This window comes from Georgenia alba, assembly GCF_042665525.1.
In the GTDB taxonomy this organism is placed as follows: Bacteria; Actinomycetota; Actinomycetes; order Actinomycetales; family Actinomycetaceae; genus Allobogoriella; species Allobogoriella alba.
The window spans coordinates 400851-416747 of record NZ_JBHTCQ010000001.1; the positions used below are offsets into that span (position 1 = coordinate 400851).

The 15897-nt window shown below is 70.0% G+C and carries 17 protein-coding genes, 2 pseudogenes and 1 riboswitch; of the genes and pseudogenes, 10 read left to right on the forward strand and 9 right to left on the reverse strand.

The annotated features are described in order from the left end of the window. Window positions 1-9 precede the first annotated feature (9 nt). The 3 genes and pseudogenes from ACFQQL_RS19155 to ACFQQL_RS01975 form a co-directional block, all read right to left on the reverse strand. Window positions 10-919: pseudogene (locus ACFQQL_RS19155) on the reverse strand (aminoglycoside phosphotransferase family protein). A gap of 21 nt (window positions 920-940) precedes the next feature. Next, window positions 941-1303: a fluoride efflux transporter FluC gene (locus tag ACFQQL_RS01970; protein WP_382390723.1), complete on the reverse strand. Its 363-nt coding sequence runs from the start codon at window positions 1301-1303 to the stop codon at window positions 941-943. After that, window positions 1300-1779: a FluC/FEX family fluoride channel gene (locus tag ACFQQL_RS01975; RefSeq protein WP_382390725.1), complete on the reverse strand. Its 480-nt coding sequence runs from the start codon at window positions 1777-1779 to the stop codon at window positions 1300-1302. Before ACFQQL_RS01975 ends, ACFQQL_RS01970 begins: the two co-directional genes overlap by 4 nt. 112 nt (window positions 1780-1891) lie before the next feature. Then, a riboswitch (Fluoride riboswitch) is annotated at window positions 1892-1968 on the reverse strand. A 149-nt stretch (window positions 1969-2117) separates the two neighbouring features. Between ACFQQL_RS01975 and ACFQQL_RS01980 the strand changes: the two genes are divergently transcribed. After that, complete coding sequence (locus ACFQQL_RS01980) at window positions 2118-3050, forward strand: hypothetical protein (RefSeq protein ID WP_382390727.1); 933 nt, start codon at window positions 2118-2120, stop codon at window positions 3048-3050. A 13-nt stretch (window positions 3051-3063) separates the two neighbouring features. Next, window positions 3064-3705, forward strand: a complete 642-nt coding sequence (locus tag ACFQQL_RS01985; RefSeq protein ID WP_382390729.1) for a class I SAM-dependent methyltransferase — start codon at window positions 3064-3066, stop codon at window positions 3703-3705. A 4-nt stretch (window positions 3706-3709) separates the two neighbouring features. Here ACFQQL_RS01985 and ACFQQL_RS01990 read toward each other — a convergent pair whose 3' ends face one another. Then, window positions 3710-5128, reverse strand: a complete 1419-nt coding sequence (locus tag ACFQQL_RS01990; RefSeq protein ID WP_382390731.1) for a YfcC family protein — start codon at window positions 5126-5128, stop codon at window positions 3710-3712. Window positions 5129-5237: 109 nt separating this feature from the next. After that, entirely contained in the window at window positions 5238-5678 is a 441-nt protein-coding gene (locus ACFQQL_RS01995; protein WP_382390733.1) for a VOC family protein, read from the reverse strand. Window positions 5679-5869: 191 nt separating this feature from the next. Here ACFQQL_RS01995 and ACFQQL_RS02000 point away from each other — a divergent pair, with 191 nt between their 5' ends. Then, window positions 5870-6325: a hypothetical protein gene (locus tag ACFQQL_RS02000; protein ID WP_382390735.1), complete on the forward strand. Its 456-nt coding sequence runs from the start codon at window positions 5870-5872 to the stop codon at window positions 6323-6325. Window positions 6326-6388: 63 nt separating this feature from the next. Beyond that, the gene (locus ACFQQL_RS02005; protein ID WP_382390737.1) at window positions 6389-6952 is read left to right on the forward strand and encodes a DinB family protein; all 564 of its coding nucleotides are present in this window, start codon (window positions 6389-6391) and stop codon (window positions 6950-6952) included. 22 nt (window positions 6953-6974) lie between these two features. Here ACFQQL_RS02005 and ACFQQL_RS02010 read toward each other — a convergent pair whose 3' ends face one another. After that, entirely contained in the window at window positions 6975-7517 is a 543-nt protein-coding gene (locus tag ACFQQL_RS02010) for a nitroreductase family protein (RefSeq protein ID WP_382390739.1), read from the reverse strand. 210 nt (window positions 7518-7727) lie between these two features. Between ACFQQL_RS02010 and ACFQQL_RS02015 the strand changes: the two genes are divergently transcribed. Next, complete coding sequence (locus ACFQQL_RS02015; protein ID WP_382390741.1) at window positions 7728-8000, forward strand: antibiotic biosynthesis monooxygenase; 273 nt, start codon at window positions 7728-7730, stop codon at window positions 7998-8000. A 168-nt stretch (window positions 8001-8168) separates the two neighbouring features. On the opposite strand, the pseudogene ACFQQL_RS02020 reads toward ACFQQL_RS02015, so the two are convergent. Further along, window positions 8169-9798 (reverse strand): annotated as a pseudogene (locus ACFQQL_RS02020) (GMC family oxidoreductase). 111 nt (window positions 9799-9909) lie between these two features. On the opposite strand from ACFQQL_RS02020, the gene ACFQQL_RS02030 reads away from it, so the two are divergent. The 4 genes from ACFQQL_RS02030 (at window position 9910) to ACFQQL_RS02045 (ending at window position 13556) form a co-directional block, all read left to right on the forward strand. After that, a complete protein-coding gene (locus ACFQQL_RS02030; RefSeq protein ID WP_382390745.1) occupies window positions 9910-10575 on the forward strand; it encodes a TetR/AcrR family transcriptional regulator in 666 nt (221 codons plus the stop codon). 241 nt (window positions 10576-10816) lie between these two features. Further along, complete coding sequence (locus tag ACFQQL_RS02035) at window positions 10817-12310, forward strand: MDR family MFS transporter (RefSeq protein WP_382390747.1); 1494 nt, start codon at window positions 10817-10819, stop codon at window positions 12308-12310. 66 nt (window positions 12311-12376) lie between these two features. Further along, a complete protein-coding gene (locus ACFQQL_RS02040; RefSeq protein ID WP_382390749.1) occupies window positions 12377-12886 on the forward strand; it encodes a hypothetical protein in 510 nt (169 codons plus the stop codon). Window positions 12887-12947: 61 nt separating this feature from the next. Then, window positions 12948-13556 carry a hypothetical protein gene (locus ACFQQL_RS02045; RefSeq protein ID WP_382390751.1) on the forward strand — a complete coding sequence of 203 codons (609 nt, stop codon included), beginning with the start codon at window positions 12948-12950 and terminating at the stop codon, window positions 13554-13556. Window positions 13557-13849: 293 nt separating this feature from the next. Here ACFQQL_RS02045 and ACFQQL_RS02050 read toward each other — a convergent pair whose 3' ends face one another. After that, the gene (locus ACFQQL_RS02050) at window positions 13850-14533 is read right to left on the reverse strand and encodes an FMN-dependent NADH-azoreductase (protein WP_382390753.1); all 684 of its coding nucleotides are present in this window, start codon (window positions 14531-14533) and stop codon (window positions 13850-13852) included. A 70-nt stretch (window positions 14534-14603) separates the two neighbouring features. On the opposite strand from ACFQQL_RS02050, the gene ACFQQL_RS02055 reads away from it, so the two are divergent. After that, window positions 14604-15023, forward strand: a complete 420-nt coding sequence (locus ACFQQL_RS02055) for a winged helix-turn-helix transcriptional regulator (protein ID WP_382390755.1) — start codon at window positions 14604-14606, stop codon at window positions 15021-15023. A gap of 170 nt (window positions 15024-15193) precedes the next feature. Here ACFQQL_RS02055 and ACFQQL_RS02060 read toward each other — a convergent pair whose 3' ends face one another. Next, window positions 15194-15880: a DsbA family oxidoreductase gene (locus tag ACFQQL_RS02060; protein WP_382390756.1), complete on the reverse strand. Its 687-nt coding sequence runs from the start codon at window positions 15878-15880 to the stop codon at window positions 15194-15196. Between the last annotated feature and the right edge of the window lie 17 nt (window positions 15881-15897).

Here is a 15897-nt window from a genome sequence, read left to right on the forward strand (position 1 = left end):
GCTCGCGTCTCAGGGAAGGGTGGCGACCAGACGCTCCAACGAGGCACGGGCCGGCGGGCCCCAGGTGGCCTTGCCGCCGCGACGACCGTGCACACCGGCGTCCCCGATCACGAGACCGGCGAGGGCCCTGCCGAGAGCGCAGCCGCGAGCGCGGCGCACGGTCGCCGCGTCCGCTCCTGGGCCGTAGGCGTCGTGGAAGCGGTCGAGCTCGCCGTCAGGAAGCAGGATCCAGGCGGCCGCGAGGTCCCAGGCAGGGTCGCCGGCGCAGAGGTCCCGAAGTCGATCACGCCGCAGAGCGTGCCGTCCTCCGTCAGGACGTTGGCCGGGTGCAGGTCGCCGTGGATCCACACCGGCGGGCCCGTCCACGCCGGTGCGGCGACGGCGTCCGCCCAGATCGCACGCACGGCGTCGGGCTCGGGGACCAGTCCTAGCGCGGTGGCCTCGGCGAGCTGTGCGGCGAAGCCCTCGTCGACGTCGGTCAGGGGGCCGCCGCGTCCGCGACCCCACGGTGCGTCGTCGGGGGGCGGTGCAGCGCGGTCAGGAACGCGGCCAGCGCGTCCGCGGCCTCCGGACGCGTGGCGGGCGCGAGGTCTCCCGGCGTGCCCGGCACCCACGTGGTGACGATCCAGGGGCGCGGGAACTGCGGCGACGGTTCCCCGAGGCGCTGCGGGAGGGGCACCGGCAACGGCAGGTGCGGGGCGAGGGACGGCACCCAGGTGTGCTCCTTGCGGATCAGCACGTCCGCGGACTCCGTGGCCCACGGCAGCCGGACGGCGAGGTCATCACCGAGACGCCACAGCTGGTTGTCCCAGCCGCGTGCGCCGAGGCTCAGGGGGCGACCCGCCAGGTCGGAGTGCTGGTCGCGCAGCAGGTCACGCACCAGGTCCGCGGTGATCTCAACCTGCTCGGTGGCGGTCACGCGGCCAATCTAGCGGCCGGCTCACATGGTGAGGGCGAGCCCCAGCACCGAGGCCACGAGGCTCCCGGCGAGCATGCCGCCGGCGTGGACGAGCGCCGACCACGGCCTCCCCTCGCGGATCAGCCGCACGCCCTCGACGCTGGCCGTGCTGAAGGTCGAGTAGCCGCCCAGGAGGCCCACGCCGAGGATTGCCACGAGCGGCGAGCCGGGCGTGTGGCCGACGAGCCATCCGGTCACCAGGCCCAGCAGGAAGCACGAGCTGACGTTGACGACGAGCGTGCCGAGGGGGACGGACAGCCGGCTGTGCCGCGCGACGAGGGTGTCCACCAGGAAGCGGGCGGCCGCGCCGAACCCGCCCGCGAGCGCGGTGAGCACGGTGATCATCGGGCGCCCCCCGCTGCGTGGCGGCGGCGTCGACGGGTGACGAGCTGTACCGTCGCGAGGCCGAGCCCGGCTGCCGCCAGGCCGAGGAGCACGCTCCCGACAGCGTACCCGGCGGCGCTCGCGACCTGACCGTCGCGGGCCAGCTGGTCGATCTCGAGGACGAAGGCGCTGTACGTGGTGAACCCGCCGAGGAGGCCGGTCCCGCACCCCAGCCGGAGGGCTCGGCGCCATCCGGTGTCCAGGCCCGCATGCAGCATGAGCTCGAGGAACAGCCCCAGGGCGAACGACCCGGCCACGTTGATGATCAGGGTCGTCCACGCGATCTCGCCCGGTCCGGCAGCGAAGGCCGATTCGAGCTGGGCGCGCGCGGTGGTGCCGATCGCGCCGCCTGCGGCGACGAATCCGCACATGCCCGCGAGCCGGGCCCACACGGATGCCCGAGCGTCTCCGGCCCGCCCCGCCCTCAGTGCCCCCATGGCGCCGCGATCTCCTTCCAGTCCACGAGGCTGAGCGGCACGGTCAGGACCGGGCGGCGCTGGGCCATGGTGGACTCCTCACGCGGGCACGACGCGCCTGCCCGCCGGTCTCGACAGGACAGGAACCATCAGCCGTGACGGCGGTTCGGATGCGCGGGCATCCAGGCGGGATCCATCGCCGGTGCTCCACTCTAGCGGGGAGCCGCCGGGCGAGCGGTGCGCCGGTGAGCACACGTCCACCACCGGACGAGACGGACGGGCGCCTCCCGTGTGCTCGCGGTGCCGCGCCGTGTGGCACCGTTGCGAGACGACATGTGCACATACCTCACCCCCGCTCCATGCCCTCGATGCTTCGCCGGGCGTCGATGAAGCGCTCCTCGCTGGGCGTGCTCGTCGTCGTCGTGGCGGTGATCTGGCAAGGCGTGGGCACCGCCGTCGTCGGGACGTCGGTGGATCCGACCGCCTCGCTGTACGTGACGTTCACGGCATTCGGCTCGGCGGCGTTGATCTCGGTCGCTGCGCGGTTTCTGGTGCGCGGTCCCGGGACCGCGGCCCGTCCCCCGCGGATGTCTCGGGGCGACTTCTGGATGCTCAACCTCGTCACGGCAGGCGCGTTCGGGACGTTCTACATCGCCGCCACGCTCGTCCCACCCACCGCGGCCAGCGTGACGGAGTTCAGCATCGCGCCGCTCGTCGTCGCGCTCGCCTCGAGGATGCGCCGGCGGCTGGTCCAGCCGGGTGTGGTGCTGCTCATCGCGGCCACGATGGTCGTCCTCATCCTGACCGGGACCGCCAGGACGCCTGCGGCGATCGTCTCGGGTCTCGGGCTAGCCACCGTCGCCGGTGCCTGCGCCGCCGGCGTCCTGCTCACATCGAGCCATCTGACCCGGCACGGCTTCCGCGCGCGACACATCGCGGCGAACCGGTTCCACCTCGTCTGGCTGGTCACGGGCGCGATGGCCCTGCCGGCCGTGCTTCGTGGGAATCTCCAGGAGCCCGGGCACCTGGCACTCGTCGGGGTCCTGTGCATCGGGCTGCCCATCCTCCTGCTGCAGTGGGGCATCACGCTGTGCCCACCGCTGCCGGCAGCTCTCCTCCTGACCATGGTGCCCGCCGTCGTCTGGTTCACCGAGTCGGCGATGACCGGCCGGTGGAGCTCGTGGCTCGCACTCACGATGGCCGCGCTCGTGCTCGCTGCCATCACCGGCACGGTCAGCACTTCCGTCAGCAAGGGCATCCGCCGCGGGCGCCGCAGGCAGCCGGCGCACTGACTACCGTGTCGCCATGCCCGACAGGTGGCTGTCCGACACCCGCTCCTCCTACGACGCCGACGCGCCCGGATACGCCGAGAAGGTCAGCGGGCTGCTGGACGGCAGACCGTACTTGCGCGCGAGCCTGACGTTGTTCGCCGAGCTGGTGCGAGCGGCCGGCGGCGGACCGGTCGCCGACGTCGGCTGCGGGCCCGGGTACGTCACCCGGTACCTCAACGACGCCGGGGTGGACGCCTTCGGCATCGACCTCTCACCCGAGATGGTCACGCTCGCGCGAGAGAGCTACCCCGGGCTGCGGTTCGAGATCGGGACGATGACAGACCTCGACCTCGAGGACGGCTCCGTGGTCGGGGTGCTCGCCTTCTGGTCGGTGATCCACGTGCCCGACGACGCGGTCCCCGGCGTCTTCGAGGAGTTCCGCCGGGTGCTGCGCCCCGGCGGTCCGCTGCTGGTCGGCTTCCACGTCGGCGACGAGATCCAGCACACCTCGGAGGGTTACACGGGCCGCCCGATCAACGTCGACAGCTACCACCGTCCGCCGGGCCGGATCGCGGGGTGGCTCCGTGACGCGGGGTTCATGATCGAGGCCGAACTCGTCCTCCAGCCGGACGAGGAGGTCCCGGGAGCCGTCGTCTTCGCGCGCGGCCCGGGCTGACCGGCTACGCCGGCCAGATCCAGAGGTGGGCGACGGTGAGGAAGACGGCACCGACCGCGAACTGGATGAGGATCAGCGGCCAGATGAACCGGAACCAGGTCCCGTACCCGATCCGCGCCATCGCCAACGCCGCCAGCAGAAGACCGGAGGTGGGCGCGAAGATGTTGGTGATGCCGTCGCCGAACTGGAAGGCGAGCACCGCGGTCTGCTGGCTGACGCCGACCAGGTCGGCCAGCGGGCTCATCAGCGGCATGCTCAGTGCGGCCTGACCGGAGCCTGAGGTGATGATGAAGTTCAGCAGGCCCTGGACACCCAGCATGCCGAGGGCGGCACCCGCACTGCTGAGGCCGGAGACTGCGGAGGTGATGCCGTACAGGATGGTGTCGATGACAGCGGCGTCGGTCAGCACGACCACGGTGGCGTACGCGAACCCGATGCACAGCGCGCCGACCACGAGGTCCCGGCAGCCGTCGGCGAAGGCCTCGAAGCTGCCGCGGATGCCCATGCGGGTGACGAGGCCCATGATCAGCGCCATCGCGAGGAACAGCGCGGAGATCTCGGTCATGAACCAGCCCAGCTGGGTCACGCCCCAGATGAGGACGGCCATGGTGAGGAGCAGGACGCCGAGCACCACCTTCTGCCGGACGTCGAGCGGTTCGTGCACGGTCTCGCCGTCGACCTCCTCGCGCCGCGCCGCGTCCTGCTCGCGGGTGAGGCTGCGAGAGGGGTCGCGGCGGACCCGCAGCGCGTACCAGTAGACGTAGGCGATGCCCACAACCAGGTACACCACGAACATGCCGATCCGCGGCCCCATCCCGGAGAAGAGCGGCACCTGGGCGATGCTCTGGGCGACCCCGATGGTGAACGGGTTGGTGATGGCTGCGGTGAACCCGCAGGACAGGCCGACGAGCACCATCGCGGCGCCGGTGATCGAGTCGAACCCCAGCTTCAGGGCGACCGGGGTCAGCAGCAGCACGAACGGCAGGCCTTCCTCGAACATGCCGAAGGTGGCGGCTGCGAGCGCGAACGCGGTCATGACCACGGGAATCAGGAGCAGCCGGGAGCGCTGCATCCGCATGGCCAGGCCGGTGATCCCGTTCTCGACGGCGCGGGTGCGGGACAGGACGCCGAAGGCGCCGCCGACGACGAACACGAAGAAGATGATCTCGGCGGCCTCGACCATGCCGCGGTGGACTGCGCTGAAGAGGTCGAGCACCCCCGCGGGCTCGGCGGCGACCTCCTGGTAGGTGCCCTCCACGACGACCTCTCGGCCGTCCATCTCGGTCCGGTCGTACTCGCCCGGCGAGAGCAGCCACGTGCTGAGCACCGCGACGGCGAGGACGCCGAAGAGGATCACGAACGGGTGGATGCCGCGGCGGGGCGCCGCCTCGCCGGTCAGGGGTGCACGGAGGGTCGACGACATGGCCGACGACGGTACGACGCCGCCCGCACCGTGCCGGCGACGGCCTCAGATTGTGAGACAGGTCACGCTCTTGGGTCGCGGACAGGTGCGGGTGCGCGTGCGGGTGCGCTCAACGGAGGTTCTCCGACAGCGCGACGATGATTCCCGCAGGACCGCGGACGTAGCACAGCCGGTGGACGTCCTCGTACTGCACGACCTCGCCGATGAGCTCGGCGCCGCGGTCCTGCAGGCCCGCGAGGGTGGTGTCCAGGTCGTCGACGACGAACATGATGCTCCGCAGGCCCAGCGTGTTCCCGAGCGCGTTCAGCGGCTCAGGGCTGATCACCTGCGGGTGGTGGAACGTCGTCAGCTCGAGCCTCCCGACGCCGTCCGGGGTCCGCATCATCGCGATGTCGATCATGACGCCCTCGAGCGCGTTGATGCGGTCGGCCCACGGGCCCTCGATGGGTGCCTCTCCCTCGAGCTCCAGGCCGAGCTCGGTGAAGAACGCCTTCGCGGCCTCGAGGTCCTCGACGACGATGCTCACGTGGTGCAGCTGCTGAACCGCCATGGGAGCTCCTGATCCTCGTCGCAGCCGGGCTGGCTGCTGGTGCACCGGGGACGGCGCACGCACCGCATTCTCGACACTGCGCGCCGCCGCGACGACCCGTTCGCAACGGACTAGGGAAGAATGCGGGGTCGAGCCAGAGCCAGGCGCGAGAACGGTCAGGGGGAACCGTGGGACGACGGACGGCGCGGTGCATGGCACTGGCGCTGAGCACCGTCCTGCTCGCCGGGTGCTGGGGCGAGGACATCGTCGTCGGAACCACGGACGAGGGTGTCGAGAAGCGCGGCGAGGCCGAGGTGCGTAGCGACCTCGAGCCGCTCACGGACCGGTTCCCGGCCCTGGGGTCGCCCGTCGGGGCCGAGTGGATGTCGGGGACGCTGGGCGGCGGCCGTGCGCCGGGACCGTCGACCTACTGGATCGACGGCGTCGTCCACCTCGAGGACGACGTCGCCGACGACCTGCGCACGCTGGCGACCGAGCAGGCGACCGCGGCGCCGACCGTCGCGGACGACCTGCGCGACCGGCTCCCCGACGGTCCGCTGCTGCGCGGCGACGCGCTGGACGAGACCATCTCCGCCGGCGGGTTCGCCGTCGAGGCGTATCTCGATGAGGACGAGCCGCTGCTGGTGATCGTCGCCGTCGGGGAGTGAGCCGGCGCTGCTCACCGGTGCACGACCCTTTCGCAGCGCGTGCGCGCACGGGAGGGTAGGAGCATGGACAACCCCACCTGGAACGACCTCCTGCGGGACCAGCTCACCTGGCACTGGGACCACCAGGTGCGTGAGCGTCTCGACGGACTGACCGACGCGGAGTACTTCTGGGAGCCGACGCCGGGGTGCTGGAACGTCCGCCCGCGTGGCGAATCCACCGCGCCGGTCAAGGCGGGGTCCGGCGCGATGACCATCGACTTCGCGTTCCCCGAGCCGTACCCGCCGCCGTTGACCACCATCGCCTGGCGGCTCGGGCACGTGATCGTCGGTGTCCTCGCCATGCGGAACGCCTCCCACTTCGGCCGGGAGCCCACCGACTACAACTCCTTCGAGTACGCACCGACGGCGGACGCCGCCCTCGCCCAGCTCGATGCGGAGTACGCCACCTGGCTCTCCGGCGTCGAGGCCCTCGGCGACGAGGGACTGTTCCGGCCGTGCGGTGAGGCCGAGGGACCGTTCGCCGCGGACCCGATGGCCAGGCTGGTCCTCCACATCCACCGGGAGCTCATCCACCACCTGTCCGAGGTGAGCCTGCTCCGCGACCTGTACCGGCACACCCAGGGTTGACTCGGTACGTGACGACCTGCCGTCAGGCCTGGTAGTGCCCCCAGCTGACGATCTCCGCGAGCGGCTTGCGCCCGCTCGACGGTGCCGCCTGAGACCTGGTGGTGTCGGTGTACCCGAGCCCGACCGCCGACCACGGGTGACGGTCCCCCGGGATGCCCAGGAGGTCACGGACCCGCTGGCGCGCCTCAGTCGAGCTGAACCACGCGGTGCCGCTCCCGATCCCCAGCTCGGCGGCCGCGAGCATGATCCGCTCCGAGATCCGACCCTCGTCGTAGGCCTGCGAACGGCCGTCGTGGTCGAGCGTGATGACGATGGACGCGGCGACGCCGTCGAGGAAGCCGGTGAAGGCTCCGTAGCCGGCGAGCTCAGCGTTGACGGCACGGTCCTCGACCACCACGAGGTGCCAGGGCTGGGTGTTCTTCGAGCTGCCGGTCCAGCGCGCTACCTCGAGGATCTCGTGCAGGTCCTCGCGCGGGATGGCGCGATCGTGGAATCGTCGTGACTGGCGCAAGGTGCGCAGGGCGGTGAGGAAGGACTGGGACGACGGCGATGGCTGGTCAGTCATCTCTTCATCCTGCAGCACGATGCGCGCCGACACAGGCCCCAACGATCGACGTCGCCAAGATGTCCGTCGCACACCGTTTCACGTTCCGGCGAGACCACCCTGCTGACGGTGTGACCTCTGGTCCACGACCTCCTGGATCCCAACCCCGGTTGAGGTCCTACGGTGGTGTTCGATCTTCGGAAGTCGACGCCCGCGCAAAGGAGACAGGCAGTGATCGTCACCGTCGCCAAGGTCACCGACCCCGCCCAGTTCCTGGCGGTCTTCGAGACCATCGGTGCCGCGAAACGGCGGGAGCACGGCTGCCGCGCCGCCCGCGTCTACGTCGATCCCGACGACTCGCACCGGATGTGGTCCGTCTTCGACTGGGATGCCGAGGACTACGACGCGTTCCTCGCGGATCCGGAGATCCCGGAGATCGCGCGACGGCTCGCGCTCCAGGCCCCACCCGCACACGCTGTCGCCGCGACGGAGCTCGATGCCTGACTGCACTCCTGAGAGACCAGACCGCTCAGCCCTGCTACGGCGATCGCCGACATCTCACCCCACCCGGCTCCCACGGCTCCGCCACCTCCGGATGCAGGACCGGCGCCACTACCGACCCCGTGTCAAGGAGATCCAGTCCACATTGCCCTGACAGGTCGCGGTTGCTGGTCATGCACCGCGACGGCCCGTGCTGGACGTGTCGTCGAGGATGAGGTCTGCTGCGCGCCAGGCCAGTGCCGAGACCGGGCCGGTGAGGTTGCCGGAGATCATGGCCGGGAAGACGGACGCGTCAACGACCCGCAGGTCCTTCACGCCGCGGACGCGCAGGTCTGGGTCGACCACGTCGTCGTCGTTCGGTCCCATCGCGGCGGTCCCGACGGAGTGGTATCCGCAGCCGCCGTCGGTCAGTCCGTGGTCGAGGATCTCCTGGTCGGTCCGCACGTCCGGCCCCGGCGTCGTCTCATGATCGACCCATCTCGCGAGCGGGTCGGTGGCGAACAGCCGGCGGACACGTCGGAAGGCATCGACGGAGGTCACCTGATCGTGCTCGGTGGCGAGGTACGCCGGATCGATGTCGAGCGGCGCGTCCGGGTCGTCGGACGTGATGTGGACGGTGCCCTCGCTGTCCGGGCGCAAGGGGTAGACGATGGCGAGGAGTCCCGGCTCCCGCTCGAGCTGGACGCCCTCGGCGGAATTCATCGGCAGGCTCATCGAATACGGCGCGACCAGCAGCTGTGCGTCGGGGCGGTGAAGGCTCGTCCGGGTCTTGAAGAATCCGACGACGTCGAACGACGGCGCGGCCATCGGCCCGCCGCCGGTTGCTCGGTACTCCGCCAGCGCTTGCTGCTGGCCTTCCGGGGTGCTGAGCAGGCGGTTGCGCCCGGCATCCGCGGTGAGTCGGAACTGCAGGCTGAACACGCGGTGCTCGCGCAGCCGGGCGCCGACGTGCGGGCTGTCGACCACCGCGGTGACTCCGGCGGTGCGCAGCGACTCGCGGTTGCCGATGCCGGACAGCTGCAGGAGCTTCGGGGTGGCGAGCGCGCCCGCGGAGAGGATCACCTCCCGCGCCGCGCGGTACTCGACCGTTCGTCCGTCCCGACGTCCCTCGACACCGACCGCCCGTCCGCCGTCGAGGACGATCCGGTCGGCGTGCGTGCGCAGCGCGGTCCTCAGGTTCGGCCGGTCCAGGACCGGGTGGAGGAAAGCGGTCGCCGCACTGCTGCGCCGGCCGTCGTGGATGGTCGCCGTCGTGTAGCCGATGCGTTCCTCGTCCGTCTCGTTGAGATCTTGTGTGTGCTGCCAGCCGAGCTCGCCGCCGGCCTGGATCACGTCATCGAGCAACGGCTCGGTGCCGGCGACGGTGGTGAGACGGAGCGGGCCGTCCGCGCCACGCGTATGGGAGGCTCCGAGCGGGTGGTCCTCGATCCTCCTGAGGACGGGCAGCATGTCGTCCCATCCCCACCCCGGGTTACCGCGGGCGCTCAGGGCGTCGTAGTCACCCTGATTGCCTCGGTTGTACACCATGCCGTTGACGGCGGTGGATCCACCGAGCGTCTTGCCCCCGGACCCAGTACTCGCGCCGGTGGTCCGGTCCGAACGGACGGGTCGGATAGTGCCATGCCGTGCCAGGGTCCCCTATCAGCTGTCCGAACCCCTGCGGCATGGCGATCAGCGGATTTCTATCGTCGTCCCCCGCCTCGACCAGCATGACTGTGACATCAGGATCTGCGGAGAGACGATGAGCAAGCACGCACCCGGCTGCACCGGCTCCAACGATGACGTAGTCGTACGTCGTCACGCGACTTCCCCCTCGGTCGTCGGTCCCGGCGGGACCTCGTGCCAGGTTCGCGTACGCTTTACGCGTTTGGCAAGCCCGTTTCCATGCACGGCCGTCGGAAGGAGTGCAAGCGTGGCCCGACCCGGCCGCAAGCCGTCACTGACCCCCGAGGAGGTCGTCGGCACCGCCGTCGCGATGGCCGACACCGAAGGCCTGGAGGGCGTCTCGATGCCCCGGCTAGCCGCACGACTGGGCAAGGCGACGATGTCGCTGTACCGGTACGTGTCCAGCAAGGAGGAGCTGGTAGCCCTGATGCTCGACCGGGCGATCGGCGCTCCCGACGTCGCCCCCTACCGTGACCTGGACTGGCGTGCGTCGCTGTGGCGGTGGGCGACGGACGCACGGCAGGTCTACCTCGCACATCCGTGGACGCTGCCGCTAGTGACGAGGCGCCGGACGATGGGGCCCAACGAGACGGCCTGGCTGGAGCTGGCCGTGGCGTCGCTCGCCGAGTGCGACCTGACCCCCGCCGAGACCATCGACACCGTGCTGCTGGTCAATGGCTACGTCCGCGGCGCCACCGAACCTCTGGTCGATGACAGCCCCGCGACCGACGACAGCGTGCGGCCGTACCAGGGGGTCGGGGCCGAGGAGGCCTACCCCTCCCTGGCAAGTCTCGGCGCCATCGGCCCCGATCCGGACGAACGGCGCCGGCAGGGCACCGCTGGGTTCGAGTTCGGACTGGCGCGAATCCTGGACGGCGTCGAGGTCTACCTCTCCGGCCGGTCGCGAGGGTGAAGCCTGGGCGGAAGCCGCATCCCCCAGGGTGAAGGTGCGCGCCGCGGCCCTTCGACGGCGGAGGCACGGCTGAGGTTCGGAGTCGCGGCGTGCCCAGGGCGGGGCTCGAGTGGCCCGAGCGTGCCCGAACCCGGTTCCGGCGTTGCTCCTTCCTGATCGATCGCGGGAATTCACATGACACGGCCAGCCTTATACGTAAGGCTTACGCATACGCCCACCCGGTCCGGCCGAAGGAGGACCTGTGAGTATCGACGAGCGACCGTCCGCACCGACCGAACACCTCCAGGACGAGGCTCCCTCCACCCGCGTGGTGCAGTGGGTCATCGGCCTGATGTTGGCTGCCACCTTCGTCATGGTGCTCAACGAGACCATCATGAGCGTCGCCATCCCGCGGCTCATGGTCGACCTCGGCATCAGCGCGAGCACGGCACAGTGGCTCACCACGGCGTTTATGCTCACCATGGCCGTCGTGATCCCGACCACCGGGTTCCTCCTGCGACGATTCTCCACCCGGTCGGTCTTCATCGCAGCGATGTCACTGTTCACCGGCGGCACCTTGCTCGCCTCCCTCGCCCCCGGATTCGGCGTCCTCCTCGCGGGCCGTGTGCTGCAGGCATCCGGCACCGCGGTGATGGCGCCGCTGCTCCTCACCACGGTCCTCACCTTCGTCCCTGCCCACCGCCGCGGCAGCGTGATGGGCCTCATCACCATCGTGATGTCGGTCGCCCCGGCGATCGGCCCGACGCTCTCCGGAGCCATCCTGGAGCACCTCGCGTGGCGCTGGATGTTCCTGTTCATGCTGCCGATCGCCGCGCTGGCCCTCGTCGTCGGGATCGCGCTGGTCCGCAACGTCACCACGCCAGCCAAGGCACCGTTCGACCTGCCCTCCGTGGTGCTGTCGGCCGTAGCGTTCGCCGGGCTGATCTATGGGCTCAACGCAATCGGTGAAGCGGCGTCGCACGAGACCTCGGTCCCGCCCTGGCTCCCGATCGGCGCCGGCGCGATGGCGCTGTTCCTCTTCGTACGGCGACAGCTGGCGCTCCAGGAGACCGAGTCCGCGCTGCTGGACCTGCGACCGTTCCGCACCCCGGCCTTCACCATCGGTATCAGCATCCTGCTGGTCGCGATGTGCGCGATGTTCGGAACCATCGTTCTGCTCCCGCTGTTCCTGCAGAACGTGTGGGGCCTGAGCACACTCGAGACCGGCCTGGTGATGCTCCCCGGCGGTCTGGTCATGGGGTCGGCAGCACCGCTGATTGGTGCGCTCTCCGACCGCGTGGGGCCGCGGCCGCTGGCTGCACCCGGCGCGGTCGCGGCCACCGTGGCACTTCTACTGCTCACCACCCTCGATACCACGCCGGCTGGTGGCGAGTGGCTCCTGTACACCGACCGCGAGTGGAAGGTCGTGGGCATCTACACCCTGCTGACCGTGGGCCTCAGCTGCATGATCACGCCGTTGATGACCTCGGCCCTGGGCTCGGTGCCGGTCCACCTGTACTCGCACGCCAGCGCGATCCAGAACACCCTTCAACAGGTGGCCGGCGCTGCGGGCACGGCCCTCTTCGTCACCGTGATGACCCGCACCATGACGGCCGAGATCAGCAGCGGGCAGGACCAGGCTCTGGCCCTGTCCACCGGGATCCAGGGCGCCTTCTGGTGGGGCACGGGCTTCGCCGTGCTTGCGACGGCACTCTCGCTGTTCGTACGCCGCCGAGAGGAATCGGACCAGGGATGACGACACCTGTACGACGTCCGAACGCCCCTACTCGCCAGTACACAGACACCAACAAGGAGGCTCCCCATGCCATCGCTCAGCCGCTTCCGAGACGACGTCCCGAACGAGACGATCACCGGCTACCGCCCCACGGCGGAGGAACAAGACTCCCTCGCCGCATGGTGGGAGACCTACGACGGCCTCGCCGAGCGGTCCGCAGTCGCCAGGATGGCCGAGCTCGCGACCTTCCCGGTGAACGTCGTCTCCGACGACGCCGAGCATCGACCCCACTGCGGACAGTGGGACCGTGACCACTACGTCAGCACCATGTCACGAGTCATGGGCGCCCCGGACGGAGCGGCCGCGAGCGACCCCGACGCCGCCGGCCCGACTCCGGAAGGAACGTTCGAGTCGATCCGCACTCCTCTCTTCCTGGGCCCCTCGATCGTGGTCGTGTTCTCCCGCTCGACCATGACCGCCGGAGGCGAGACCTACCACCTCGACTACGCCGACGTTCTCGTCCGGGAGAACGACGGTTGGCGCTTCCAGACCATGATCCAGCCGGGCTGGGGAGAGGCCATGCGCTCAGAGCAGTGAGCCGGCGCAGCTCGCGCTCACTGAGCACGCCTGGTGCACACCGAACCCATGAGGAGGATTCATGTCACAGCGCACCGAGGATCTCGACGAGCTCGCCGCTCAGCGCGGCTGGGTCTACACGGACGGGGAACAAGACTTGGCCGACCGATACGCCGGCTCGCCGTTCGGACAAGGCTGGGGTCCGAAGATCGGAGAGTCTGTGGTCGGCGAGTTCCGCGGTCGCCCGTTCGTGACCTACGAGTACGCCTACCACACAACCTCCTCGTTCGGCACAGGGTCAAGCACGTCGACGCATCGCCTGACCGTCACCGCGATGACGGCTCCCGGGGCCGGGGCGGAGCTCCAGATCGCGCGCCGAGGCATCAAGCAGAGGGTCTTAAGCCTTTTCGGGAAACGCGATCTCCCCGTCGGCGACGCGTCGTTCGATCGTGCTTTCGTCGTCCGTACGGGCGCCTCCACCGGAGCCGAGGAGTTCGCAAGGACGGTCCTCGATCCCGGTGTCCGCTCCTGGCCGGCCGAGAGCTACCGCCGTCCGCTCCGGTTCACCGGGAACGAGATTCTCGCCTGGCAGTCGGGCAAGCCGAAGGCGGCCGACGTCGTCGCGACGCTCGACCACCTCGCTGGACTCGTCGAGAGAATCCCCGGGCACGCCTGGCGATCACCTGGTTAGGTAGCCAACGTCACGTGCTGCTCGACGGTTTCGTCGTCACGGTGCAGCGCGTTGTGGACGGCGGCGCGGCCGAGCTCTTCGTGCCGCACGTGGATCGTGGTCAGCCCGGGGTAACAGCTGCGGCTTCGACGCCCCCGGGGGGCGCGGACATCCCGCGCCTCGACGACATGGCGCTAGCGGCACTCAACGTGCTCGACCAGGCCTCCGACGACGGGTTCTTCACGATGATCGAGGCGGCCACAATCGACAGTTGCGCGTTAGACGTCCCGGCACTCGCGAAGGACGCGAGCACCTCAGCAGCCTGCCGTCGCAGGTTTCGGGGCCGGTGTTCGGTGGGAGGTGCCGACGGTGGTCGCGGTGGTGATCGACGCGGCGAGGTCACGGGCACGCCGGTGAGCGTCAGCCATGGATGCCTCATGCTTCGGGAGCAGATCGGCCAGTGCCGGATTGTGCGTGACCATGACGAGTTCGGGGATCACCGTGTGGACCTCGAGTCCGAGTAGCTCTTCTCGCCCGAGAACCGCTTCGGTGGTGGGCACGACGTAGACCAGGCCATGGTTGGGCGTGCCGGGCCCGTAGCCGCCGCCTCGAGCGGAGATCAGCACCGCGGGGCGTCCGGCAGCTGGGGAGGGGCGGACGGTGCGCCCGAAGACGATGATCTGGTCGAGCCATGCCTTGAAGGCGGACGGCATCGAGAGGTTGTACATCGGCACCGTGAACAAGTAGGCGTTGGCGGCGAGGAACTCCTCGATGAGCTCGTGCTGGAGCGCGGCCGCGGCGGCCTGCTCCTCGGTGTGGTCCGCGGGATCGGTCTCGCGGGCGGTCACACCTGCGACGCTGAGGTGCGGGACCGGCGCGGCGGCCAGGTCTCGGTGGACGACGTCCCCGTCCCAGCCTTCGAGGAAGGTCCGGGCGACGTGCCGAGACACCGAGGCCTCGCCGAGCGAGGAGGAGTCGACGTGAAGCAGGTACGACATGCGGGGTCCTTATCTGGATGGGAGCAGCCATACTGAGAGTGCGGTTGCACACCGATTGGGAGGTAGCGGGATGGCAGAACGACGGATCAGTGGTCCGTGTCAGTCGTGGCCGGAGGACAGCGCCTTCATCCGGGAGGTGCTCGATCGCATCGGTGACAAGTGGACGGTGCTGGTCATCAGCACCCTGAGCGCGGGCCCGCTGCGTTACTCCGACCTGCAGGCGAGCATCCCGGGGATCTCGCAGCGGATGCTGACCCAGACGCTGAAGCTCCTCGAGCGCGACGGGCTGGTCACCCGGACCGCATACGCGGAGGTTCCTCCGCGGGTGGAGTACGACCTGACCGATCTCGGCCGCTCGCTCCTGGACGCGGTTACAGCGATGGCGGCGTGGGCAGCCACCCACCACGAGGAGGTCGCCGGCAACCGAGCCTCCAGCGAGGCCACTGGGGTGGGCCGCGCGAAGGCCTCGGTCAGCACACCGGCTCGCTGACCGACCGGCGGTCCGGGCCCCGCCAGCCGGTCAGGTGCCGCTCTCGCCAGCCGGCCCGCTGGCCGTGTCGTCGACCTCCTCAGCGGTGTCGACGACGCATTCCCCGGTGTCGGGATCGCACCACCCGCTGGCGGGTGTGGCCACGAACCGAAGGAGGTGCTCGGGGTCGCTCACGACGCGCGCTCGCTCGACGCGGGCCCGGCGACCTGCTCCAGCAGCTGGCTGTAGACGGTGACCTTCTGGGCACCCGGCGCACCGACACGTCGGTCGAACACCATGAACGGCACGCCGGTCGAGCCCAGCTCCACGGCCTCCTCCCGATCGGCACGGACGCGGTCGGCGTACTCATCGGCGGCGAGAATCTCGCGGACCCGCTGACCGTCCAGCCCGACCGACTCGGCCACACCGACGAGGGCCTCGGGATCGAACGGGTTGAGAACACCTCCGAAGAAGCCGTCCTGGACCGCCGAGAAGAACGCGTATCCACGCCCCTGGTCACCTGCGTACTGCACCACCCGGTGCAGGTCGAAGGTGTTGGCGTTCCAGCGGTCGATCGTGTACGTCAACCCCTCCTTGTTGGCAATGGCCCGCATCTGACCCTCGGCCCGCCGGAGGTCATCAGACGTGCTGCCGGGGTGGCTACGCACGAAGCTGATCTCGTTCTTCTCCAGCTCCTGCGGCGCCGTCGGGTCCAGCTGGAAGGAGCGCATCACGATCTCGAATCGATCCGCGTCCGATCGTTGCGAGATCGCCGCCTCGAGCCGGTGTTTCCCGACGTAGCACCACGGGCAGCCCAGATCGGCCCAGACCTCGACGACGACCCGCGATTGGTCGATCTGCCTTTCCTGTTCAACCATGTCTGCCTCACCTCACC

What these genes read in the sequence shown, in the direction of transcription:
- ACFQQL_RS01975 (WP_382390725.1), bottom strand. Translation starts at nt 1,779, where the DNA reads ATGGGGGCACTGAGGGCGGGGCGGGCCGGAGACGCTCGGGCATCCGTG.
- ACFQQL_RS01985 (WP_382390729.1), top strand. Translation starts at nt 3,064, where the DNA reads ATGCCCGACAGGTGGCTGTCCGACACCCGCTCCTCCTACGACGCCGAC.
- ACFQQL_RS02005 (WP_382390737.1), top strand. Translation starts at nt 6,389, where the DNA reads ATGGACAACCCCACCTGGAACGACCTCCTGCGGGACCAGCTCACCTGG.
- ACFQQL_RS02055 (WP_382390755.1), top strand. Translation starts at nt 14,604, where the DNA reads ATGGCAGAACGACGGATCAGTGGTCCGTGTCAGTCGTGGCCGGAGGAC.
- ACFQQL_RS02010 (WP_382390739.1), bottom strand. Translation starts at nt 7,517, where the DNA reads ATGACTGACCAGCCATCGCCGTCGTCCCAGTCCTTCCTCACCGCCCTG.
- ACFQQL_RS02000 (WP_382390735.1), top strand. Translation starts at nt 5,870, where the DNA reads ATGGCACTGGCGCTGAGCACCGTCCTGCTCGCCGGGTGCTGGGGCGAG.
- ACFQQL_RS01970 (WP_382390723.1), bottom strand. Translation starts at nt 1,303, where the DNA reads ATGATCACCGTGCTCACCGCGCTCGCGGGCGGGTTCGGCGCGGCCGCC.
- ACFQQL_RS02040 (WP_382390749.1), top strand. Translation starts at nt 12,377, where the DNA reads ATGCCATCGCTCAGCCGCTTCCGAGACGACGTCCCGAACGAGACGATC.
- ACFQQL_RS01995 (WP_382390733.1), bottom strand. Translation starts at nt 5,678, where the DNA reads ATGGCGGTTCAGCAGCTGCACCACGTGAGCATCGTCGTCGAGGACCTC.
- ACFQQL_RS02045 (WP_382390751.1), top strand. Translation starts at nt 12,948, where the DNA reads ATGTCACAGCGCACCGAGGATCTCGACGAGCTCGCCGCTCAGCGCGGC.
- ACFQQL_RS02060 (WP_382390756.1), bottom strand. Translation starts at nt 15,880, where the DNA reads ATGGTTGAACAGGAAAGGCAGATCGACCAATCGCGGGTCGTCGTCGAG.
- ACFQQL_RS01990 (WP_382390731.1), bottom strand. Translation starts at nt 5,128, where the DNA reads ATGTCGTCGACCCTCCGTGCACCCCTGACCGGCGAGGCGGCGCCCCGC.
- ACFQQL_RS02050 (WP_382390753.1), bottom strand. Translation starts at nt 14,533, where the DNA reads ATGTCGTACCTGCTTCACGTCGACTCCTCCTCGCTCGGCGAGGCCTCG.
- ACFQQL_RS01980 (WP_382390727.1), top strand. Translation starts at nt 2,118, where the DNA reads ATGCCCTCGATGCTTCGCCGGGCGTCGATGAAGCGCTCCTCGCTGGGC.